The 3,128-nt window shown below is 44.2% G+C and carries 4 protein-coding genes; 3 read left to right on the forward strand and 1 reads right to left on the reverse strand.

The genetic code is table 11. The annotated features are described in order from the left end of the window. The first annotated feature begins 663 nt into the window (after positions 1-663). The 3 genes from HW115_RS19165 to HW115_RS19175 all read left to right on the forward strand — a co-directional run bounded on the left by HW115_RS19165 (position 664) and on the right by HW115_RS19175 (position 2,842). The gene (locus HW115_RS19165; RefSeq protein ID WP_178935183.1) at positions 664-1,155 is read left to right on the forward strand and encodes a hypothetical protein; all 492 of its coding nucleotides are present in this window, start codon (positions 664-666) and stop codon (positions 1,153-1,155) included. A 138-nt stretch (positions 1,156-1,293) separates the two neighbouring features. Next, complete coding sequence (locus HW115_RS19170) at positions 1,294-1,773, forward strand: hypothetical protein (RefSeq protein WP_178935185.1); 480 nt, start codon at positions 1,294-1,296, stop codon at positions 1,771-1,773. A gap of 634 nt (positions 1,774-2,407) precedes the next feature. Then, positions 2,408-2,842, forward strand: coding sequence for a hypothetical protein (locus HW115_RS19175; RefSeq protein WP_178935187.1), 435 nt, complete (start codon positions 2,408-2,410; stop codon positions 2,840-2,842). A 54-nt stretch (positions 2,843-2,896) separates the two neighbouring features. On the opposite strand, the gene HW115_RS19880 is transcribed toward HW115_RS19175, so the two are convergent. Then, positions 2,897-3,128: hypothetical protein (locus HW115_RS19880; RefSeq protein ID WP_227021683.1), on the reverse strand; the 232-nt coding region annotated here is incomplete at its 5' end.

Raw genomic sequence — 3,128 nt, forward strand, 5'->3', positions numbered from 1 at the left:
GCAAGGCACACGAATTCGGGTGTCACGTTCCATAAGTTGTGAGCAAGAAAGGTTGATTCCGAGTCGCACTTGAAAGGAACCAGAAAAGCGGGGGAAACTAATCGGCAGAACAAGTCGCAGCACCCGACAGCTAGTAGCTGTCGAGTTTGCGACAGGTAACCATTTTACGACATTGTATCTTTAATTTGCATATCGACGCCTGATCGCTGCCGGTGTGCTTTACGTTCGTCAAAAAAAGTAAGTTTTAGTAAAGAGCAGGGCGTTTGTTATATTGGCCCGTTTCGCTTGAAATCTCAGGATCAATCTGGTGCTCGTCTGGATTATCGTTCGTAGCTTTGGCGAATATGTTCTTTCCCAGTTGATTGTTCTGATCCCGCTCAAGCTCACGCACGGAGATAGTATCGTCATCTCTTCGCGGCACATTGCTAATATGTCAGAGCGAATGTTCTGTAAATGCTTGGATTATGGCAGCTTTGACGGGCGCGCAGACCATGTCAGGAAGGCGCATCCTCCGGGAACACAAATAGGGACGAACAAGTCGCAGCACCCGACAGCTAGTAGCTGTCGGGCCAGGATTTAGCGACTTTGGAATGGCGATTGAAACTTATAAACTTTGCGCAACTGGTACATCGCTGCCGGTGTGCTTTACGTTATGCAAAAAATATGTGGCGCTTAGCTATTATCACCATTTTTCTACTATTAGGCTGTAATAAAGAAGGAGGTAAGGATCATAGTCGAAAACTTTCTCCTGAGGAAGCCAAGGCTGCGCTTAATCAACTCGTCTTAGTAGAAGTCTCTGGTTCTTTAGTGATTACTGATAACAGAGTGAAGATTTCTATAGCAGATAATGGCGATTTTAAACTTGAACGACAGAATCTGAATGATGAGAGCCGAAGTTCGACAGGAACCATTTCACCTAGTAATTATGAATCCTTAAAGCTACGGCTTGCTCAGGTGAGGTGGGATCTGGTGTCTCAAGATGATGTTCGGGGCCTTGATGGACGTATGGTTCGTTTGATTTATGCTGATCGAGCATATTTGGTTTGGTCGCCATCATACGATCAAGATGTTCGTGGTTTAGATTCTCTTATAGACATTCTCAATGAAACTTATCGTTTAGTCGGTCTTGACAGCTTCAGTGAGCTCGAAAAATAAACAAGCATAACAAGTCGCAGCACCCGACCGCTAGTAGCTGACTGGCCAGGTTTTTTGGCTGGTTTACAGAATGGAAAGTTATAAATTAGGGCAACTGGCACATCGCGGCCGGTGTGCTTTACGTTGGGCAAAAATATTATGCTACTACCTGATAACATCGCGCAAAGATTCTTAGAGCAGTATCAAACCCTCTTAAGATCGATTCTTGGTCATGAACCATCATCTCTAAATGATTGGGTTGATGCCAGAAACAAGCTGGCTGAAGTTCATAAAAACTGTGAACTAAATGACGGTTATGATTTTGATGATGATTTTAGAGATGGCTTACGTAATGCCATTTATGGAGATTTTTGTTTTCTCAAGCGTTATAAGAACTACTGCGCCTTACAGCATATTGACTCTTCAGTATTTTACGGAGCAAGGTCATTAACCTCACCTCTTGAGGAAATGATATCTGAGTATAGCATCATCCAGACAGGTTTAATCCCATATCAAGGAACCATAGTCTGCGATGGTCTGGTTCAGCCTTCAAACATGCTTTTAGGCAAGAATTATGCTAAGTCCATGAGAGATGCTTATTGGTCGGCAAAGCGCGGCGGTGAATTGATTCTCATCTAAAAAAATCAAGCCCAACAAGTCGCAGCACCCGACAGCTAGTAGCTGTCGAGTCTGCGACGGCAACCCTTTGACGGCATTGTATCTTTAATTCGCATATCGGCGCTTACATCGCTGCCGGTGTGCTTTACGTTCGGCAATAGAATCAACATGACTAAATATCGTCTAGCCTGGCATCTCTATTCATCTGAAATCAATCTCTCGTGTAGCTCTTTTTGGCCGTTTTCTAGTATTACTGTATCTGACTCTGGAATTCTAGTTTCGTGTAACGGTGTGAGATTTATGATAGCTAAGGAAGATATTGATGCTATTGATTGGCGTCGCTGCCTTTTTGTCGAGGTTCGCGTTAAATTTGCAAAGCAGGGTCGATATGATCGATTAAGGCTACATTGCTTTCGCGTTGATCGGTTGCTGAGATCGATAGTTGCCTCGGGTTTAGGTAGTAATCTCAAGTATGATCCCCAGTTACCTTTTCTATGGTCGCATACTGATTAATCACATAATTGGCCGAACAAGTCGCAGCACCCGACAGCTAGCCGCTGTCGAGTTTGCGACAGGTAACCCTTTTACGGCATTGTATCTTTAATCCGCATATCGACGTCTGATCGCTGCCGGTGTGCTTTACGTTAGCCAAAAAATGAAAATCCTACTATTACTGTTTTTCATGGTTACGAGCTTGAATGCATTAGAGGCGGAATTTTTGCATCAGCCTTCGCGTTTAAAGGTGATTGCACTCGGGACGCATGTTCACATGACAGGAACCTTGAATGGACTGAGGCTTCAATTAGGTCGCAAGGATATTGGAGTCGTAATTTTTGATGAGAAGAAATCAGTCGCTATTAGGCCAGGAGGATTAAAGATCCCATTAGTATTTAAGGCTAGTGCAGACCTACGCTGGAGTTGTAAGTTTAAGGATGACATTACCCACATGAATATGGAGCAGGGCGTGTTTGTTTATCATCTGCATTTTACTGTTGATGGTGAACCATACAGGGTTGTCCATAAGTTGAAGTATACTACTAAGGGTAAGGGCGACTTTCCTAGTAGATGGGTTCAAAAAGAATCAGGCTAACAAGTCGCAGCACCCGACAGCTAGTAGCTGTCGAGTTTGCGACGGCAAATCTTATTACGACATTGTATCTATAATTCGCATATCGGAGCTTGATCGCTGCCGGTGTGCTTTACGTTCTGCAAAAAAACTCAGCACTTCCAGAAAGGTTGAGGTGGTCTCCTTTTTGTTGCCAGTAAAAAGTGAGTTTTGTTGATGATTCGCTGATCTAACCTTGGGCTTGGTTTTGCTTGGTTCTCCGTAGCTGGAGAGGTGGAATGGAGGGGCTGGAGCGTAGCGACAGGCCCGG

The sequence above is a fragment of the Oceaniferula marina genome (assembly GCF_013391475.1).
Lineage (GTDB): Bacteria > Verrucomicrobiota > Verrucomicrobiia > Verrucomicrobiales > Akkermansiaceae > Oceaniferula > Oceaniferula marina.